This is a genomic window from Thermoanaerobacterium sp. RBIITD (assembly GCF_900205865.1).
GTDB lineage: Bacteria > Bacillota > Thermoanaerobacteria > Thermoanaerobacterales > Thermoanaerobacteraceae > Thermoanaerobacterium.
In genome coordinates this window covers 1,298,524-1,314,951 of record NZ_LT906662.1, presented here as the reverse complement: position 1 = coordinate 1,314,951, position 16,428 = coordinate 1,298,524, and the positions used below count along the sequence as shown (strand labels likewise).

The 16,428-nt window shown below is 30.8% G+C and carries 12 protein-coding genes and 1 pseudogene; 8 read left to right on the top strand and 5 right to left on the bottom strand.

Annotated elements, in window-relative coordinates; translation table 11 throughout:
• The first annotated feature begins 147 nt into the window (after positions 1-147).
• Positions 148-1,356 carry an MFS transporter gene (locus CPG45_RS05950; RefSeq protein ID WP_096231073.1) on the top strand — a complete coding sequence of 403 codons (1,209 nt, stop codon included), beginning with the start codon at positions 148-150 and terminating at the stop codon, positions 1,354-1,356.
• Between the two features lie 191 nt (positions 1,357-1,547).
• Positions 1,548-5,834, top strand: coding sequence for a 2-hydroxyacyl-CoA dehydratase (locus tag CPG45_RS05945; protein WP_096231072.1), 4,287 nt, complete (start codon positions 1,548-1,550; stop codon positions 5,832-5,834).
• 10 nt (positions 5,835-5,844) lie between these two features.
• Here CPG45_RS05945 and CPG45_RS05940 read toward each other — a convergent pair.
• From CPG45_RS05940 to sigY, 4 genes and pseudogenes are all read right to left on the bottom strand, one after another.
• A pseudogene (locus CPG45_RS05940) lies at positions 5,845-5,967 on the bottom strand (ATP-binding cassette domain-containing protein); the annotation flags it as partial.
• Positions 5,968-6,039: 72 nt separating this feature from the next.
• Complete coding sequence (locus CPG45_RS05935) at positions 6,040-6,375, bottom strand: zinc ribbon domain-containing protein (RefSeq protein WP_096231071.1); 336 nt, start codon at positions 6,373-6,375, stop codon at positions 6,040-6,042.
• On the bottom strand, positions 6,375-6,755 hold the full coding sequence (locus CPG45_RS05930; RefSeq protein ID WP_096231070.1) for a DUF5345 family protein: 381 nt from the start codon (positions 6,753-6,755) through the stop codon (positions 6,375-6,377). Before CPG45_RS05930 ends, CPG45_RS05935 begins: the two co-directional genes overlap by 1 nt.
• Positions 6,752-7,282 (bottom strand): RNA polymerase sigma factor SigY, encoded by a 531-nt coding sequence (gene sigY / locus CPG45_RS05925; protein ID WP_096231069.1) that lies wholly within the window; start codon positions 7,280-7,282, stop codon positions 6,752-6,754. Before sigY ends, CPG45_RS05930 begins: the two co-directional genes overlap by 4 nt.
• Before the next feature lie 289 nt (positions 7,283-7,571).
• On the opposite strand from sigY, the gene CPG45_RS05920 reads away from it, so the two are divergent.
• The 6 genes from CPG45_RS05920 to lepB all read left to right on the top strand — a co-directional run bounded on the left by CPG45_RS05920 (position 7,572) and on the right by lepB (position 14,381).
• Positions 7,572-8,393, top strand: coding sequence for a sigma-54-dependent transcriptional regulator family protein (locus CPG45_RS05920; RefSeq protein ID WP_096231068.1), 822 nt, complete (start codon positions 7,572-7,574; stop codon positions 8,391-8,393).
• A 187-nt stretch (positions 8,394-8,580) separates the two neighbouring features.
• Positions 8,581-9,282 carry a hypothetical protein gene (locus tag CPG45_RS05915; protein WP_096231067.1) on the top strand — a complete coding sequence of 234 codons (702 nt, stop codon included), beginning with the start codon at positions 8,581-8,583 and terminating at the stop codon, positions 9,280-9,282.
• Positions 9,283-10,373: 1,091 nt separating this feature from the next.
• Positions 10,374-11,972: an IS21 family transposase gene (istA, locus tag CPG45_RS05905; RefSeq protein ID WP_096230064.1), complete on the top strand. Its 1,599-nt coding sequence runs from the start codon at positions 10,374-10,376 to the stop codon at positions 11,970-11,972.
• Between the two features lies 1 nt (position 11,973).
• Positions 11,974-12,744, top strand: a complete 771-nt coding sequence (gene istB, locus CPG45_RS05900) for an IS21-like element helper ATPase IstB (protein WP_096230063.1) — start codon at positions 11,974-11,976, stop codon at positions 12,742-12,744.
• A 315-nt stretch (positions 12,745-13,059) separates the two neighbouring features.
• The gene (locus tag CPG45_RS05895; RefSeq protein ID WP_096231065.1) at positions 13,060-13,575 is read left to right on the top strand and encodes a GNAT family N-acetyltransferase; all 516 of its coding nucleotides are present in this window, start codon (positions 13,060-13,062) and stop codon (positions 13,573-13,575) included.
• A gap of 173 nt (positions 13,576-13,748) precedes the next feature.
• Complete coding sequence (gene lepB, locus CPG45_RS05890; protein ID WP_096231064.1) at positions 13,749-14,381, top strand: signal peptidase I; 633 nt, start codon at positions 13,749-13,751, stop codon at positions 14,379-14,381.
• A gap of 146 nt (positions 14,382-14,527) precedes the next feature.
• Here lepB and CPG45_RS05885 read toward each other — a convergent pair whose 3' ends face one another.
• On the bottom strand, positions 14,528-16,246 hold the full coding sequence (locus CPG45_RS05885; RefSeq protein ID WP_096230283.1) for an IS1634 family transposase: 1,719 nt from the start codon (positions 16,244-16,246) through the stop codon (positions 14,528-14,530).
• Between the last annotated feature and the right edge of the window lie 182 nt (positions 16,247-16,428).

Genomic DNA, 16,428 nt, shown 5'->3' with positions numbered 1-16,428 from the left:
ATTCAAAACTGTGTTTGGGGTAAATGTTGATACGGTGTGACACACCACAAATAACTTTTATGTAACATAAAATTAACATTTATTATATATATTCTGAAACAATAAATGATAAAATATAATTGTAAATGATTTAAGAGGGGGATAATTATGTCATCGAGGTTAAACTATGGCAAAGTTTTTAATCTTGGCCTTGGTTTCATGGTAGTATCAATGGTTTGGGCGGCATATAATGCATACATGCCTATATTTCTCGGCAATTTTACAAATAGCAATACATTAATTGGTACAGTTATGGTATGGGATAATATTGCTAATTTAATATTGCTACCTATATTTGGTTCGTTAAGCGACAATACACATACTAAAATTGGCCGCCGTATGCCATACATCGTTATCGGCATGCCATTAGCAGGTATCCTATATGCAATGTTACCTTTGCAAAATAGCCTTGTAGCATTATTGATTTTAGACCTAATATTTAATTTTGTAATAGCTACATACCGCACACCTATTGTTGCACTTATGCCTGATATAGTAGAAGAAGAACATAGAAGCAAAGCGAATGGAATAATTAATTTCATGGGTGGCCTTGGGGCATCGATAATATTTGTTGTTGGATCACAGCTTTATAAATTAAATAAAGCATATCCTTTCTTTTTAGTTTCAATATTATCATTAATAGTCCCGATAATTTTGATACTCTCAATAAAAGAACCAAAGACTTTCACAAAAAGTGAAAATGAGGAAAGGCAAAACACATTTAAATCGTTATTTTATGTTATGTCAAAGGAAGATAAATCACTGCTATTTACACTTTTATCAATATTTATGATGATTGGTGGCTTTGGTGCTGTTGAGACATTCTTTACTCGTTATGCGAAGATGGCCCTTGGTGTAAATGAAAGTGTATCATCGTTTAGCATGTTTTTCTACTCTGGTGCATTTATCTTAGCAGCAATACCTGCGGGATTTATCGCATCTAAAATAGGGAAAAAGAAGACAATGATGATAGGTTCATTTGGAATGGCAATATTATTTTTGCTGTTTATGAATGTAAGAGAATTCACTGTAATACAATATTTGATGCCTGTTGCCGGAATTTTCAATGCACTATTTAATATAAATTCATATCCGCTCGTCGTAGGTTATACGTCATCTGAAAAAATAGGAACATATACAGGACTTTATTATCTTTTCTCATCACTTGCGTCAATAGTTACACCACCGGTTTTTGGCGCTGTCATGGACTACATCGGATATAATTCGTTATATTTCGCAGCAGCAGTCTTCATTTTAATATCTTTTGTATTTATGTATTTTGTTAAAGAAAATAAAAATGTTTTGATGCCAGAATAAGTTATCATAGTTACAAAGCCCTATGTAAAATTTTATAGGGCTTTTTATTGTTTAAGCTATGACTATTTATTTTAATTCTTTTATATAACATATCGGTGTGGTAAAATTATATTAAGATATTTCACTATTATTTCATATCAAAAGAGTAGCATATTATACTATTTTAAATTGAAATTGAAGGAGAATTTAAAGTGGGCGGATGTACATACAGTTTAGGTATCGACGTAGGATCAACGACAGCAAAATTGGTTATTCTGAACGATAATGATGATATAATATTAAGCAAATATCAAAGGCATCTGTCAAACATAAAAGAAACAATCATGAACATAATAAAGGAAACATACAATAAATTTCATGATATTAAATTGACTGCTATGATAACAGGTTCTGCTGGAATGATGGTATCAGAATGGCTTAAAATACCCTTTATACAGGAGGTTATTGCAGGCACAAAAACAGTTGAGAAGTTTTTCCCAGAAGCAGATGTTGTTATAGAGCTGGGGGGCGAAGATGCTAAGATTACATATTTTGATGGTAATATTGAACAAAGGATGAACGGAAGCTGTGCAGGAGGTACAGGTGCTTTTATAGACCAAATGGCGACACTTTTAAAGACAGATGCACAGGGTTTAAACGAACTTGCTAAAAATTATAAGGTGATATACCCCATAGCAGCCCGCTGTGGTGTATTTGCAAAAACAGATATACAGCCACTTTTAAATGAAGGTACAGCAAAAGAAGACATTGCCGCATCTATATTTCAAGCTGTAGTCAATCAGACAATAAGTGGACTTGCATGCGGTAGACCAATAAGAGGCATTGTGGCATTTTTAGGTGGACCTTTATATTTTTTATCAGAATTAAGGAAAAGATTTATTGAAACATTGAAATTAACTGAAAAAGAAATTATTTTCCCTGAGAATTCACAATTGGCCGTTGCTATTGGAGCAGCACTTTCTTCGAGAAATGAGAATTCTTTATCATTGAGGGATCTTTATTATAGAGCACAAACATCACCTATTAATGTAAAAAACGATGTAGAAAGATTAAGGCCTTTATTTCTTGATGATAAAGAATTAAATGAATTTAAGAATAGGCATAAAGAAATTAACGTGGTTAGAAAAGATATCAATGATGCAAAAGGTGGCTGTTTTTTGGGCATTGACGCTGGCTCAACAACAACAAAATTGATATTAATCGATAATGATGGTGCAATACTTTATTCATATTATAGCAGTAATGAAGGCAATCCACTTAATTCTGTTATAAAAGCATTAAAAGATATTTACAAAAAATTGCCAAACAAAGCGTATATAGCTAATTCTGCTGTAACAGGCTATGGTGAAAGCCTTATTAAATCTGCATTGATGGTAGATATCGGTGAAATTGAAACGATCGCCCATTATAAAGCATCCGAATATTTTCTTCCTGGTGTAGACTTTATATTGGATATCGGTGGGCAGGATATGAAGTGTATAAAAATTAAAAATGGTGTGATTGATAGTATAATGCTGAATGAGGCATGCTCATCAGGCTGCGGCTCATTTATTGAGACATTTGCGTCGACACTGAATATGTCTGTTGAAGAATTTTCAAAAGCTGCATTAATTGCAAAGAGACCTGTTGATCTTGGTTCCCGCTGCACCGTATTTATGAATTCAAGGGTTAAGCAGGCTCAAAAAGAAGGTGCAACAATAGGGGATATTTCTGCAGGTTTATCATATTCAGTTATAAAAAATGCCCTGTATAAAGTAATAAAAATCAGGGATCCAAAAGAGCTCGGTGAGAAAATAATCGTTCAAGGCGGTACTTTTTTAAATGATGCAATACTTAGAAGCTTTGAACTAGTTACGGGAAGGCATGTTGTAAGACCACAAATTGCCGGTTTGATGGGAGCATTTGGGGCAGCTTTAATTGCAAAGGAGAGATATACAGAAGGCTCAAAAAGTTCTATTATATCTATGGACAAATTGGAAAACTTCCACACGGATATATCGAATAGAAGATGTAATAAATGTACAAACAGATGCCTTCTTACAATTAACCAATTTAATGATGGACGTGAGTATATATCAGGTAACCGCTGTGAAAGGGGTGCAGGAAAGGAAAAATGCCATAATGACATACCGAATCTTTATGACTACAAATACAAGAGGATTTTTAATTATAAGCCATTAGAAGCTGATAAGGCATATAGAGGGACAATAGGTATACCAAGGGTTTTAAATATGTATGAGAATTACCCACTTTGGTTTACATTTTTTACATACTTAGGTTTTAGGGTAATATTATCTGACAGGTCATCCAAAATGTTATATGAGTCCGGAATGGACACAATACCGTCAGAATCCGTATGTTATCCGGCAAAATTGGTACACGGGCATATTATGAATCTCATAAATAAAGGAATAAAGACTATATTTTACCCATGTATCCCAATTGAGCAAAATTTATTTAATGATGCAGATAATCATTATAACTGCCCGATTGTCACATCATATACTGAAGTCATTAAAAATAATATGGACATAATTGATGAAAAAGGTGTGAAATTTTTGAATCCATTTCTGGCCCTTGATAATAAAGAAAGACTTGCAAATAGGCTATACAGTGAATTGAAGGAATTTAAGATAACTAAAAGAGAGATAAGACATGCATTAGATAAAGCATTTGATGAAGATAAAAGAGTAAAAGATGATATGCACCGCAAAGGTGAAGAAGTCCTAAGATATTTAGCTGAAACCGGAAAGAGGGGAATAGTACTATCTGGCAGGCCATATCATATAGATCCGGAAATCAATCATGGGATACCAGAAATAATAACATCATTTGGTATTGCTGTTCTTACGGAAGATTCTATATCGCATCTTGGAAATGTCGAAAGACCTTTAAGAGTTGTTGACCAGTGGATGTATCATACAAGGCTTTATATTGCGGCAAGTTTTGTTGCAAAAAGAGAAAACCTCGATTTAGTACAGCTTAATTCATTTGGCTGTGGGCTTGATGCTGTTTCATCTGACCAAGTTCAGGAAATTTTAAGCCCCTATGGGAAAATATATACAATCTTGAAGATAGATGAAGGAACAAATGTAGGCTCTATAAAGATACGAATTCGTTCATTAATAGCTGCAATAAATGAAAGAAATAAAACTATAATAGATAATAAATCAAAAGCCTTTAAAAGAATTATCTTTACAGAGGAAATGCGTAAAAGGCATACGATACTTGCACCTCAAATGTCCCCGATACATTTCCAGTTTCTTGAGGAAGCTTTTAATGTATCAGGATATAACTTAGAAGTATTGCCTTCTATTGATAAAGCAGCCGTCGAAGAGGGGCTAAAATATGTCAATAATGATGCTTGTTATCCTTCTATAATCGTAGTGGGGCAGTTAATTGAAGCATTAAAGTCAGGGAAATATGACCTTGATAATACATCTGTAATGATTACACAAACAGGTGGTGGCTGTAGAGCAACAAACTATATTGGATTTTTGCGTAAGGCTTTGAGAGACGCAGGATTTGATAAAATACCGGTAATTTCACTGAATTTTGTAGGTATGGAGAAAAACCCGGGGTTTAAAATAAAAGGAGGACTTTTGAATAAAGCCTTTATTGGCTTGGTCTATGGCGATTTGCTGCTAAATGTTCTGCTTAGGGTAAGACCTTATGAGAAAATACCAGGTTCTTCAAATCATCTATATGAGAAATGGGTCAAAAAATGTATTGAATCTGTGCGATGCGGAAGCTTAAAACTTTTTAAAAAATATGTGAGGCAAATTGTTGAGGATTTTGATAACATCGAGATAAATAACATTATTAAGCCAAAAGTAGGTGTTGTAGGTGAAATACTTGTAAAATATCATCCTACAGCAAACAATAGTATTGTCGATGTATTAGAAAAAGAAGGGGTAGAAGTAACTGTTCCCGGTTTGATAGATTTTCTAATATTTATTTTAGACCATGCAAATGAAAAATATAAATATTTGTCAGGAAGCAGAACGAGACAAGTCCTTCAAAACGCTGGGATTTTAGGTTTAGAGTTTTACAGAAATGAAATGAAAAAGGCTTTGGCGAAAAGCAAAAGATTTAGTCCGCCAAAATCATTGAGCAAATTAAAAGATTATGCGTTACCTATCGTATCACTTGGCAATATAACTGGTGAGGGATGGTACTTGACAGCAGAGATGATAGAGCTTTTAGAAGAAGGAGTATCGAATATAGTATGTGTACAGCCTTTTGCATGTTTGCCAAATCATATAACAGGCAAAGGTGTGCTTAAAGCTATAAGGGAGCGATACAAAGATGCAAATATTACGGCTGTTGATTATGACCCCGGTGCAAGCGAAGTCAATCAGTTAAATAGGATAAAGTTAATGCTATCGGCAGCGTTTAAAAATATAAAGAATCAAGAAGATATAATGGAGGAAGTTGCCGCAACTGATATCAAAAAAGGGATATATATGGGGAAATAGAAAAGTTGATAAGACCTGTCATTATATTCATAGTAGTTGTTTTACCAGCACCATTCTTACCTAAAAAACCATAAACAGAGCCTGTATCAACATTAAAGCTTATTTGTTTTAAAACTTTGTTGTATAAGCCTATAAATGGAAAACAACATAAGTATTAACTGAATAATATTAAAATTTCAAATTTACTTAGATCAGTAAACATAAATTATTCCTCCTTCAATTTTTTTGAACAATTCGGGCAATATATCCAATTATCTTTGATCTCCATGCCACATTTTGTGCATATTGAGGGTTTTAAATTATTGCCACAGAATGGACAATAATTGTAATTGCTTTTTATTGATGAGCCACACTTTGTACATTTTGATTCGCCATGACGTGTCACTAAAAGATAGATTATCAATGATGATGGAATATTCAATAGCCCGAATAAGCCCCAAAGCCAGTAATATTTTTCACCTCTTTTTCGTGCATCTATGAAAATCCATGTTGCCTGTGATAAAAGCAATGTAAATAACAATAAAAGCCAGTAGTATTTCATTATCGCACCTCCGATTTATCTTGTTTGAATCTTAAAAACGGGATTATAAGCAAAGGTAATGTCAAATAAATCAGACTTTCTATGATGATAATCGTTTTTAAATTAAATAAAGCTAATGCCATCAATGAAGAGATAAAAGCAATTGCAGCTGACAAAAAGAGGATAAGCTCAATTTTATCTTTTCTTTTCCTGTGTATCATATTAGCCTTTTGAATAATCTCAAGCGCATTTATTTTTTCATCAGGCTCGATGAATATGTCAAGCTTATGTGATACTTTATTAAGTTTATTTATCGTATCATTATAATTGATTTTCTTATCCAATTCTCCATAAAAAGCATCTATATTTTCAGGATTTATATCATTTTTCTTTTTTTTCATATCATTTTCCTTCTCTCCATTTCAGTTAATATATATTTGATACAGTAATGAAGCCTTGATCTGACTGTGCCAATCGGACAATTCATTATTTTGGAAATTTCTTCATATTTATATCCATAATAGTGTTTCAATATAAATATTGCTCTTTTTTCATATGGCAAGCTTAATAATATTTCCATTACCTGTTTATAATCAATTTTATTAATAACATCATTTTCAAAATTATTTTTAGTAGGTAAATCTATATCATCAATAGAGTCTGTTAATTTGTTTTTCCTTAAAAAGTCTCTGTAAGTATTTATAGCAATTTTCACTAGCCATGAAGAAAATTTAAAATCTAGTTTAAATTTATTAATATTCAATACTGCCTTTAGCATTGTTTCTTGTGCGATATCTTGAGCAAGTGATGTGTTTCCGGTCATTTTTATACAATATCCGAGAACAATATTATAATTTTCGGTTATTAATACATTCAGTGCAGATTTGTTGCCGCACTTGGCATCATTTATAAGTTTGATTTCATCCATCGCCTGCCCACCTTTCATATATATAACGTATGAGACAGAAATAAGTTCATAATAATTTTAACATAATATAAAAAGATAGTTATTTGTTTGTTATACAAGGTTAAGCAATTACGTTATAATAGGCGGTGTCAAAGACTGTGCCTCAGTGATAACTATTGGTTTGTATAGCTGTGTAAGTAGAAAAATATATTTATTACAATAAAACATAGAAGGATTTTCTATATTTTTGTAGAAAATATATTATGAAATGATAGATAAATAACAAATTAATATTTGGAGAGTGATATTTATGAACAGTGAAACTGTTATCAAGAGAGGATGTGCAGAATTAACTATATTATATGGGGAATCATTGCTTATAAATATCAATCCAAATAAAAGAACTTTCGATAAAGTGCTTTGCAATGAGGAACTTACAAAGCGGCAGAAGGAAAATAGTTTTTTAATTTCAATGCTCGATAACCTCTTCAATAAAAACTTTAAATATAACTTATTGCTTAAAAAAGGATATTTCTTCATTTTGTGCGATAGAAATGGCTACATAATCAAGCTTATATATAATGATCAACTGAAAGATTATTTTAACAAATTGGATTTTACCGAAGGTAACAGTTTAAGACTTGAAGATTGCGGCACAAATGCGATTAGTGTAGCTATGGAATACAACAGCCAGGCAGAATTATATGGCAAAGACCATTACTGCGACTTATTTAAGGACTGGTATTGTACTGCAGTACCAATTGTTGATTATTATTATGAAAAGATAATAGCTTATCTCGATATGTCACGTATAAATATTCCAAACATTAAGCAACAAAGTATTATACTAAAAAATATAGTAAGCTATATTGAAGAATCTATATCTCATAGAAGTGAAGTGTTAAGAGCTATAGGATCGAAACTTGATAATACTGATAAATTAATTTTGTCATCATTAGCACGTAATAATGAAAGAAAATTAATAATTCCTGAAATTAATATATCAGAAAGGACATTAAAGAGACATTTAAACAAACTTAATATTTTATTTAAAGCGAGTAATGATTTAGGAATAGTCATAAATGCTATAAAAGCTGGTATTATAGACCTTGATGGGAATATATTATTATAGATATTACAAAATTTTTATAACTATTAAAGTTTTGTATGTCACTAAAAGTGCCATCGTTTTACTAATTTTACCAAAAATATGGCACTTTTTAGGAACTTCCCAAATGTTGGATTTGGGTTTATAATTATATCAAACAGATGAATGGCGCCATTCCTGTTAATTAAAATTTTAGGAGAGTGGTTTTTAAATGTTTAAAAAGGTATTAGCAGTCGTAATAAGCATGGTTTTGCTGTTTACAATGGGTACTCAAGTTTTTGCATCTAATAATGTGATTACAAATACAAAGGATACCATTACAGATAAGGCTAAAATAATGAATTCCTTAAAAGAACTTGAGAAAGATTATAATGTAACTTTTTTTGAGTCGGATACTTCTAATCTAAAAACCTTAAAATTTAAGGATGTGAATGAGCTAAAAAACTTTTTAGAAAGTATCAAAAATTCTCAGCACAACATGATTATGAATACAATTGATTTAACTACTAAGATAAAAAATACTAACAATTTATTTAATCACAAAAATTTATTAACTCCATTAGATGATACAATCTATAATGATTCATATACAATTACTTGGTGGTCTCCATATGCTGGAGGATTGATGGGTTTAGCGTCATGGGATAATGTAGCCTTTAATTATAAATATAAATTTGTTAATAGTTATCCACAATTTGTTGGTGTATATAATATAAACTCTTATTGTACAGGTCTGAATATAGCTAGTTGGTATCAAACCAATGCATCATATAATATTGGAAAAACAAATACTTATAATGATACTGCATTTATTAAAGTACAGGGCTACTATCTTCTTGGAGTTAAAATTGGAGTATATGACATCGGAGCAAAAGTTCGTGATGAATGGAATTGCTCTCTTAGAATACAATAGTTTATTTATGTAGTAAAGTTTTTAAAGAGAATTTATTAAAAATAATTCTCTTTAAAAACTTTTTTATATTTGTCAAGTGAAAACTCCAAATTTCAATTAAACTTTCCCCTACATTTGGCATAAAAAACCACTTACGGTTTTTTTTTATTTCCTCATAAAAATTTTTGACCATGACTTTTGCATTATCATATACTACTCTCTCATGTATTTTATTGCATGAGAGAAATTTTATCTTATGGTGTGGGGTTTTTCAACTGAATTACTGAAAATTTTGATTTAACATAAACATTTTTTATTGTGTTAATTGTTAAACATTAATAAGTTAGAACATTATATGATATAATATGATATAATGTAGTAAATTTAAATTTTTTTATAGGAGATGATTTTTTATGAAGGTTTTAAACACGAAATTATTTATTATTTCTACAATTATTGTATTTTTGACTATATTCTTTGATAAATTTTCGAATTATAATTACTTTACGCATACTATAGGATTACCTATAAAATTTCTAGTGTTTTATAATGATACTTTACCAGCAAACAATCTTTTTCTATTTTCACTTAATAATATAACGAAAATAAATTTTAGAATTGACTTATTTTTACTTTCTATATTAATTGTATACTTTATTTTAATTTCTCTTATAAAACTTTATTCAAAATTATTTAAGAATATAAAAACAAATTAATATATTTTTAATAACAAGAGTAATTTTAAAATATTACAGGAAATAGAGTGTATCAAATCACAAATCGAAAATTGGCCGGCATGTTTTCAATCAGCTCAGTAAGTTTTCTTACAAATTATAGCTTTTACGGTCGGGTTAAGATCCCGACCGTAAAACATATTAATATATTTTAATTCCATTTGCCTATATTTGAACTATAATTTATTCTAAGTTATCAAGACATTATAAAGATAGAAAAGAGTTCCCCTTATACCACCATCAAATGCGTGAATCCCGTATTTTAGCATACTTCACCCATTTGTCTATGTTACACTAAAAGTACCCCAGTATTTCAGTTGAAAAATCCCCCACTTTAAGATAAAATTTCTCTCATGTAATAAAATACATGAGGGAGTGATGGAGTTGATTTCTTTGAAAGACAAACAGGAAATAATATTATCATATATAAGAGATGGTAAATCTCAAAGACAGATATCTAGAGAAACTGGTATTGATAGAAAAGTTATTAGAAAATATATTAAAAAATATGAAGAAAAGAGAAGGGACTTGATAAATGAATGGAAAATAGATGTAAATACAGATATTCAAGAGATTATTGATGATATAGTTGAAAAACCTAAGTACAACATTGAAAACAGGCATAAGATAAAGTTAACTGAGGAAGTGATAAATCGCATAAAATTTTATCTTAGAGAAAATGAGCAAAAAAGGTATTTAGGACAGTCCAAACAACAAAAAAAGAAAATTGATATATATAATGCCTTAAGAGAAGAAGGCTATGACATAGGTTATACATCCGTTTGCCAAGCAATAAATAAGATATTAAATGAGCAAAAAGAAGCATATATAAAGGCGGAATATCAACTTGGAGATGTGTGTGAATTCGACTGGGGTGAAGTCAAATTATTTATAAAAAGCGAGTTAAAAACATTTCAGATGGCGGTATTTACAAGTGCCAAAGGCAATTACAGATTTGCAAAACTTTTTCCAAAACAAGATACTTCATGCTTTCAAGAAGCACATGTATCATTCTTTGAAGATATAAAAGGCGTTTATCATACTGTAGTATATGACAATGCAAAAGTTATGGTTAAAAAATTTGTAGGAAGGAGTGAAAAAGAACCAACAAAAGGACTTTTAAAACTATCAATATATTACTGCTTTAAATTTAGATTTTGCAATACATATCGAGGCAATGAAAAAGGACACGTTGAAAGAAGCGTAGAATTTATAAGAAGAAAGGCATTTTCTAATAAAGACTACTTTGACTCATTGGAAGAAGCTAATAACTATCTTTATGAAGTATGTAAAAAGCTGAATAATACAAAAAATCATTTAAAAGACAATAAGTCACCTGCAGAGATACTTGAAGAAGAGAGACCGTATTTGCTGCCGCAATTACCACCATTTGATGCAGCAAGATGTGAAGACTTGCGGGCAGATAAATATTCAACAATAGTTATAGACTCATGTCATTATTCTGTACCGGATGCTTATGTCGGTAAAATCATATTTACAAAAATATATTCGCATAAAATACTTTGCTATTATGACAATGTAAAAATTGCCGAACATGAGCGAATATACGGATTTAACGAATGGTCAATAAAAATAGAGCACTACTTGAATACACTAAAGAAAAAACCTGGGGCCCTGCCTTCAAGCACAGCGCTTAAACAGGCAGACCCAAGGTTGCAAAATATCTACCATACCTATTATACCACCAGGGAGAAAGAATTCATAGATCTCTTGCAATATGTAGGTATAGTAGGTATGCAAAAAATACTTGATGCTATTGAGAAATTGAGAAAAATAGATCCAATTGATATTACAACAGATAAAATAAAAATAATATGCGAAAGAAAGGTTGATGAATATATAGAAAAGACAAAAACAAATAATGAAATAGAAGATAAATCAAAAGAAATGCTGAAAGAATTCGGCAATTTAATACCTAAAGAGGCCGAAAATTTCAAAGAGGAGGCCGTCATTTAAAATGAATAAAAAAGAAATATCAAAAGAAATAGAACAATTTGCAACAAGCTTAAAACTACCAGGGATAAAGAAATATTTTAGAGAAGATACAAAAGATGCTGCAGCAAGAGATATAAGCTATGAAGAATACTTATACGGATTGCTCCAGAAAGAATATGATCTAAGACAGGAACATGCGAAAGAAAATCGTATAAGACTAGCTAATTTTCCATACAAAAAATATCTAGAAGACCTAAAAGTAGAGTATCTACCAGATGATGCGAATAGAAAATTAAAGATATTAAGTTCACTTGAATTTATTAAGAATGGACAAAATGTAATACTTGCAGGAAATCCAGGTACAGGCAAAACACATATAGCAATAGGACTAGGCATAAAAGCTTGTTTGGCAGGATATAGAGTACTATTCACAACAATTCCAACTTTAATAAATCAATTAAAAGAAAGTAGATCAGAAAGAACATTACACACTTTTGAAAACAAATTTGCGAAATACGATCTAGTAATAGCAGACGAACTTGGCTATATCTCTTTTGACAAAGAGGGATCTGAGCTTTTATTTACAAACTTATCATTAAGAGCAGGAAGAAAATCAACGATAATAACAACAAACTTATCATTTGAAAGGTGGGCTGAAATATTTCAAGATCCAGTGATGACAGCAGCGATGGTAGATAGACTAACACATAAAGCCTATTTAGTAAATATGAATGGAAATTCATATAGACTTAAAGAAACGGAGGAATGGATAAAGAGTCAGAATATTGCTTAATTTTTTACACACTAAGTGGAGGAAAATTCGATTGAAATTTGGCGCATCTTTCACTTGACAAATGCACCCATTTATAAATTACTTTATATAAGATATAAAAAAATATAAAATTGAAGTTAAAATGTTAATGTAATAGCGCAGATTTTAAATTCCTTATTGAAATAAGTATAAAATAATATTAAGATTTATTATGATAGAAATCTTAATTAATAGAAGAGAAAAGGATGGCCATGCAGAGAAGGGTCCATCTAAATACATTTGCTGCATTATTGCATAAGGAATTTGGCAAAGGCAATTTAACAAGGGGATGAAGTTATGAGAATAAGAGAAGCTAAAATAGATGATGTGTCTGGAGTAGCTAAGGTTCATGTTGGTTCTTGGAACACAACATATAAAGGAATTATACCAGATGAATTCTTGGAGAAAATGAGCTATGAAAAACGGAAAGTGTTATGGCAGAAAATATTAGGCGAAAGCGGGAACAAAGAATATGTATATGTTCTTGAAGATGAAAATGAAATTATCGGATTTGCTTCATGTGGTGCAGAAAGGTCAGGCGACGAGTTATATAAAGGGGAATTGTATGCAATTTACCTTTTAAAAGAGTATCAAAGAAATGGTTATGGAACCAAGCTTTTTAAGACCATTTTAAATAAAATTAATGAATTAGGCTATTCAACAATACTTTTATGGGTACTTGAAAAGAATCCGGCATGTCAATTTTATGAAACTATGGGGGGAAAAAAGGTAAAACAAAGAGTCGTAAATATAGGTGGACGTGACTTAAAAGAAATAGCATATGGATGGGATAACATTCAAATAATTATTTGAGGCGGTATGTTATGTTTGACATTATTCAGATCGATAATTATTAAAAAAAGTATTGGATTTTATAACCTACAATTGGAGCACGCTTAATATAAACATTAATAAATAAAGGAAAAATTATTATAAAAGACTGGAAAGGATGTAAAATTGAATTAGGAGTTAGGAGGATTTAAAATATGGGAAAACTTAAATTTACAAAAAGTGAAGAGAAGAAATCCTTTAAGAGAGAGACTTTTGAATGGATTTTGACATTATTTATTGCATTAGCTGTATCAATATTACTTAAAAGTACCGCTTTTGCTATGGTTCAGGTAAAGGGAAGTTCCATGGAAAATACTTTATTAAATGGACAAAAGCTATTTGAGATAAGATTAATATATAACTTCACAGAACCAAAAAGAGGAGATATTATTATTTTTAATAAGAAAGAAAAAAGTAATGGAATTGTATCAAATATAATTTTAGAATTAAAAGAAACATATAACAATATTATCGGGTTTCAGGATGATAATATTTTAATAAAGCGCGTGATAGGGGTTCAAGGTGATAAAATCGATATAAAGGATGGATATGTATATGTAAATGGCGTGAAGCAAAACGAGCACTATGTAAAAGGAAGGACATATCCAAATGATTTAACATTTCCATTGGTGGTGCCAAAGGGCAAAGTTTTTGTAATGGGAGATAACCGTGAAGTTAGCTTAGATAGCAGGATAATAGGATTTATCGATTATAAGCAAATAGAAGGGAAAGTATTATATAGGATATGGCCACTTGATAAGATTGGTTCAATTTACAGCAATAACTGATATGAAAATGAAATAAAAATATTGCATAAAATTTGCAAACGTGATATACCCTGACTTTTGCAGTAAAAAAGGACAAAAAATGCCCATAACCTCTTTAAAATAAAGGGTTTTGGGCTTTTTGCTTTTGTCAAAGATTCATGGTGAGATCAGAACTTTTTTGTCTGTGCTAAAGATTTTTTTATTTCCCCAAGACTCATAATTTTTTTTCTAAAATCAATGTTTAACTCTTTTCCAATATCTTCAAGAGCATTATTACAAAAATCAAATAAATAATAATTCTCTTTGATATGACTGCAGCATGCCTTACCAAGACTTTCAAGTATTTCTGTTACCGAATATTTGCCTTTCAATCTATATTCTAATATCCTTACAATTACAAGTGCTATAAAGCATATCAAAAAGTGAGCATCAATATGCTCTTTTAGCGACAAATAGACAGGTCTACTTTCAAAATCACTTTTCGTTACTTTGAAGGATTCTTCTATCTTCCAAAGCCCACGATACATGTCAATTATTTTTTCAGGCGTCTCTTTGTATTCACTGGTCACTATAGCATAATAGCCATCAAATTTTTCTTCTTCACGTAATTTTTCTTCGTCAAAAGCCAAATGCTGACGCACACTCTCGGATATTTCCCCTGTATCAGCATCAAAAACAAGATTCTTTACATATTTAGCTGCACCATATGATATAGATTTATTGTACTTCCCAGGATTTTTAATCATATCCATTGCTTTAGCTATTGAAGCTGCATGATCTATCTTGGCTTTAGCTGCATATTCAGGACTATAGAAAATAACTTGTTTCTCATCTACTACCTTTTTTATTTTTTTGCCATTCGTTGCAGTTACTTGAATTTCCCTAGGGTAAAGTCTTGATTTGATTTTAAAGCCATTACCCTTATTAATATATCCGCTTTCATCAAGAACATAATCCTGAAAATCTTTGTCTGCACTACGAATAGAATAACTTAATACATAGCCGTTCTTAGCTGATAGAATATACCAGATATTATCACCAGTAGTTAATCCTCTATCTGCTACAATAATTATTCTACCTAAAGAATATTCTCGTTGGATCCTGCTTAAAGCTGGAATCAAAGTAGTTTTATCAGGCACATTACCAGGAAAAAGCTTATATGTAATGGGGATACCATTGGTATCCATAAATAATCCCATCTGTACAATCGGATCCGGTCTGTGTTCTTTAGAAACTCCTTTTTTACGCAATTCATCCTGCTCATCAATTTCAAAATAATAGTTAGTAACATCATAGTAAACCAAATCTGTATTACGATCATACAAAGATTTAATGTGCTCATGAATCCAAAGTTGTAAAGCTTCACTATGCTTGTTGAAAAAAGTAAGACATCTATAAACATCATCCAAAGAAAAATCAAATTTCTCAAAGAATATATCTTTATTCTCATAAGTCTTTTTCTTTGAAGCAGGATACAATAAGCGTGAGAATACAAGAAGTTTCATGATAGCATTAGCATCATATTCTTCTTTTGAGTGACGTTGTCTGTTTTTTAGAAATTTATCTATTTCAAGCTCATGATAAATTTTACTAAAAGCTGCATAGCCAAAGTTTTTACGATTAACAGAGTTAGAAGGTATCAACTCATTTTTAGCAATAGTAAACGTAAGATGAGCATTTTCAGATAATCTTTGTTCCTCTAACTTTTTCGCTTCGTGAGTAAAAAATTCAATAGGATTCTCATACTTTTTTTCCAATTCATCAAGGTAACCAAGAGATTCAATGGTTACAGATCTTGTGGTTTTGGTATTTTTATCCCAATAATTATGAACAATAGATAAGTATGTACGGCCAGTTTTTTTATTTGTAGCTTTTCTAAGATACATAGTAGCATCGCTCCCCCTTTAATACTAATTATAACACAATAATCCAGAAAAATCCATATAAAAATGACAAAATTTTAAAATAAATTTACCCGAAATCATTAGTAAAATTAATGGTTTCGGGTTACGTTATATAAGAATTTGCTGCAAAACTAGGGAATTTACAGCAATAACTGATATGAAAA